Raw genomic sequence first — 3,780 nt, 5'->3', positions numbered from 1 at the left:
AAATTGAAGCTCAGTGTTTACGGCGTGTTTTTTTAAGTTCGGCGGTGCGTTATCAACCCCTTAGCCGGGCGTTAGGGCTCTCTATACATTAATGGAAATATAATGGAACTATTTGATAAAAAAGAGTTTTGTGAATGTGCGGCATTGTTCTCTACAGCGAACAATCCCTCTGATGTTGCTAAATCGTGGCTTAAGCTAAAAGGTGAATTTAATGAGTTAAGTGGGGTTATACACCTAGATAACTACGATAGAGTGGTTTTACCTTCTTGCATACGAAAGTATACAAAGGAACCGCTAGACTACTTAGTTCCTTATTTTAAGTCGGAATCTCTATATTTTATCGATGATGAAATGCTAAAGTCTATTTTTCAAAAGGGAACTAATTATTTCCCAATCGATTATACAGTGATGTTTGACACGAACATGGCATCATATATTTATAGGTTAGTTCGAGGGGAGCCAGTTGGTGAAGTTCAGGATAAGTTATTAAAGTTAGTTGATGAGTTGCTTAGAGATGATTTAAATTTTGATTTTATATTTTATTTAGTGGAGAACATTAAAAGTATTCTTCCTCGAGCTAATTTTAAAGCAAAGACAAAACTTAAGTTTTGGTTAAGTCTTGATAAAGAATTTAGAGACAATTTATGTAGCTTACACCTTTTTGCGAGCATTGACTGTAAAGAGTATAAAAAAACTCTGAACCCAAAGTATACAGTTTCGTATTTTAAAGCAGTTAGAAATGCAATTGACTCAGCATACACGTTCTATTTTGAAAGAAAAAACATGATAGACGAATTCATGTTGTTGCAAAGAGTTTTGCTTCTAAATCTAATTGGTATGGTTCGGATCCAAGAAGAATCAAATCAAAAAGAAAGAAATAAAATGAGGAATTATCTGTACTTTATGCATAGTACAGTTGGTGCATATATGGATCGTGAAGCGATCATTGCTCACAAGTACTTCATTTCACGAGAGAACCTACCAATCCTCAGTAAGATTCAAAAACGTTGCGAAACTAAGGGCTTACTACAGCGATTAGATAATATCGCTTGGGACATGGCTGCCCCGCGGATTATGGAGAAATTAATAGCTTTTGGTTTAGGTAGTGAGGGACAGTACTTTGTACCATTATTTTTGTCATTTGATAAAAATCTTAAGAAAATGTTAAAGATGCACTCCGTTAAAGGTGCTATTTATGATAGAAATACTGGCGATATTGTTTCTTTCCCCGATATAAATAGCGGAGAGTATTTCGAAGCAAATAAACTTGGTAAAGACATTAATTGGGTTTGCAGTGATGAGCTTAAGATCGAGCGCAGAGAACGCGGACGTCACACTCGTAAAACGGCACATAAAGCAATCTTTGCTGAATACAGGAAACTGCTAAAAGCACTAAAGCCCTAACAAACAATTTAAGAGGGATTCCCAACGCTTGGCATTTTTGGTTCTACTTCAAATTTAGTGTTTATGGCACAATGCTTTAGGTTGGGTGGTAGCGTTGCTCACCCCTTAATTGGGCGTTATGCTTATTCAAATAATGGAGGATTTTCTATGGCAGATATAGCTACATTTGGAGCCGCTTTATCGAGCATTAAAACGGCAATTGATTTAGCGAAAGTAGTAAAAGATAGCGACTTAACTTTAGAAAAAGCTGAAACCAAGCTAAAACTAGCTGAGCTTTTAAGTGCTTTGGCTGATGCAAAAATGGAACTCGTAGATATACAGGAGTTAATAGCTCAAAAAGATTCTCGTATTAAAGAGCTAGAAGATAGCTTTGCTCTTAAGGATAAGCTCATTCGTCATGGTGATGCAGTATATCAAGTTGATGAAATGCAAAAGCCTGTCGGTGAACCATATTGTTTAAGCTGCTGGAGCCGAGAGCATAAAGCGTTTCCTTTACATCAGTCTCATGAAAATATTAGGCGTAAAACATGTAGTGTATGCAAGTCTAATTTTGACAAACGTTATGTACCAGTGTTTGAGCCACAAGCATAACAAACAATTTAAGAGTGATTCCCCACGCTTGGCATTTTTGGTTTGGGGCTAGTTAAGTGATTACGGCGTCCAATTTGAGTGCTGTGGTAGCGTGGCTCACACCTTAATTGGGCGTTAGGCAAGGTGAGTTCTCTTGAGCCGTTTGTTATACACAAATTAACCCATGCACTTACTTGGCAAAGGATTGTACTTCGCAATCAGTCAAGTAGCGCCACTTTCCGACCTCGACATCAAGATTCACTGATCCAATAGCCTCACGATGGAGTGAAACGACACGATTACCAACAGCAGAAAACATTCGTTTTATCTGATGGAACTTACCCTCAGTGATCGTTAAACGTACCTCTTTAGGATTGATGACATTTAAGATGGCTGGTCGTGTCAATTGCTGCTCACCTTGCAACTGAATACCTTCTTTGAACTTTGTTGCAGCATCGTCTGCAATCGCGCGAGATAAACCCACACGATAAACTTTACTGCATTCTCTCGTTGGCATTGTAATATTAAATGACCACCGTCCATCGTCAGTAATCAACACCATACCCGTAGTGTCGGCATCTAAGCGGCCTACTATGTGAAGTTCAGAAATGTTATTAACATTTAAGAGATTGAACAGAGAGGGGTAGAACTCATCAATATTTGAGCAAATAGTCCCCGCAGGTTTATGCATGATAATATAACGAAAACCACGAGCCTCTAACTTAGAGCCACTCAGCAATATTGAGTTATTTTCATGAACTTGAGCCATTTCATCCGTTACTATATCGCCATTAACACTAACCTCACCAGAATTGATTCGCTGGATAGCTTCAATTTTTGTTAGCTGGGTACTTTTACATACAAATCTATCAAGACGCATATCAATCACATTCAGAGTAAAGTAAAGAGGGGCCGAACATTACACTTGCTCAGTGCAAACTAGCAATCATTCACTGAGAAAGAAGTCAATTTAAGCTTTTGTGTATAACGCCCAATTAAGTTGTGAGCAACGCTGCCACCATGTTTAAACACTGCGACGTAATCATCAAACCAAACGAAACCGAAAGCGCCGAGCGTTGCGAATCAGCTTGAATTGTTTGTTATGTACCTATCTATTTTGCTTCGCAGAATGCACAACGCCGTATGCCAAATGCCCCAAATAACCTAAAGGCAGTCGCTCGAAATTAAGCAATACCATAACGAAAGCTTTTTCAAATTTCTTATTTATTTTCAGCAATATCGCAGCAGCTTCAAACGCATTTTCCATATTAACTTCGCCATCTTCATCTTGGCATAACTCTTCGAGCATATGGCAAGATAAGTTAAAAGCTTCAATACGTTTAGTTTTGCTTAAAAAACCGATACTTGGCATATTTTCGCTGACAGCCATAGCCACCTCAACTGGTCTCATATAAACCTCAATATTGTGAATGGTACATAACGCCGCATTAAGGTGTGAGCAACGCTAACACGAAACTTAGCCATACCACCGAAAACACAAAACCCAACGATGGAATGAAAAATGCCAAGCGTTGTGAATCACTCTTAAATGCTTTGTTATAACGAAGCTTCTGAGTGCGCTTGTGGCTTAACTAACCCGTTGACTGAACCTTTCTATGTTTAACGAAGGTAACAACCAAAGCCACTAACGCCAGTAGCTGAAAAAGCCAAAATAAAGGAATGAACCCAAATGGCTCAACTAAGAAGCCATTCTCGTCTACGTATGAACCGATGGTGTTATAAGCAATTAAACACAAAATACCGCTGATACAGAAAAGAACGCTTATTTTATACTTACGGAGAAAT

General features: G+C 38.3%; 5 protein-coding genes. 2 read left to right on the top strand and 3 right to left on the bottom strand.

From position 1 onward, the window contains the following. Window positions 1-102 precede the first annotated feature (102 nt). Both DD616_RS16990 and DD616_RS16985 read left to right on the top strand, forming a co-directional pair. Window positions 103-1,404: a hypothetical protein gene (locus DD616_RS16990; RefSeq protein WP_208871965.1), complete on the top strand. Its 1,302-nt coding sequence runs from the start codon at window positions 103-105 to the stop codon at window positions 1,402-1,404. A gap of 147 nt (window positions 1,405-1,551) precedes the next feature. After that, window positions 1,552-1,995 (top strand): hypothetical protein, encoded by a 444-nt coding sequence (locus DD616_RS16985; RefSeq protein WP_208871964.1) that lies wholly within the window; start codon window positions 1,552-1,554, stop codon window positions 1,993-1,995. A gap of 169 nt (window positions 1,996-2,164) precedes the next feature. On the opposite strand, the gene DD616_RS16980 is transcribed toward DD616_RS16985, so the two are convergent. From DD616_RS16980 to DD616_RS16970, 3 genes are all read right to left on the bottom strand, one after another. Then, a complete protein-coding gene (locus DD616_RS16980) occupies window positions 2,165-2,854 on the bottom strand; it encodes a pseudouridine synthase (RefSeq protein ID WP_017045407.1) in 690 nt (229 codons plus the stop codon). A gap of 228 nt (window positions 2,855-3,082) precedes the next feature. Then, window positions 3,083-3,385 carry a hypothetical protein gene (locus tag DD616_RS16975; protein ID WP_208871963.1) on the bottom strand — a complete coding sequence of 101 codons (303 nt, stop codon included), beginning with the start codon at window positions 3,383-3,385 and terminating at the stop codon, window positions 3,083-3,085. A gap of 181 nt (window positions 3,386-3,566) precedes the next feature. Then, window positions 3,567-3,780, bottom strand: a 214-nt coding sequence (locus DD616_RS16970; protein ID WP_208871962.1) for a DUF3955 domain-containing protein, incomplete at its 5' end; no start/stop codon positions are given.

It is taken from the genome of Vibrio anguillarum (assembly GCF_003390515.1).
GTDB lineage: Bacteria > Pseudomonadota > Gammaproteobacteria > Enterobacterales > Vibrionaceae > Vibrio > Vibrio anguillarum.
The sequence above is the reverse complement of the archived record's forward strand: the minus strand, read 5'-3'. Positions and strand labels throughout refer to the sequence as shown.

Coding starts and splice junctions, on each gene's coding strand:
- DD616_RS16990 (WP_208871965.1), top strand. CDS start 103: ATGGAACTATTTGATAAAAAAGAGTTTTGTGAATGTGCGGCATTGTTC.
- DD616_RS16985 (WP_208871964.1), top strand. CDS start 1,552: ATGGCAGATATAGCTACATTTGGAGCCGCTTTATCGAGCATTAAAACG.
- DD616_RS16980 (WP_017045407.1), bottom strand. CDS start 2,854: ATGCGTCTTGATAGATTTGTATGTAAAAGTACCCAGCTAACAAAAATT.
- DD616_RS16975 (WP_208871963.1), bottom strand. CDS start 3,385: ATGAGACCAGTTGAGGTGGCTATGGCTGTCAGCGAAAATATGCCAAGT.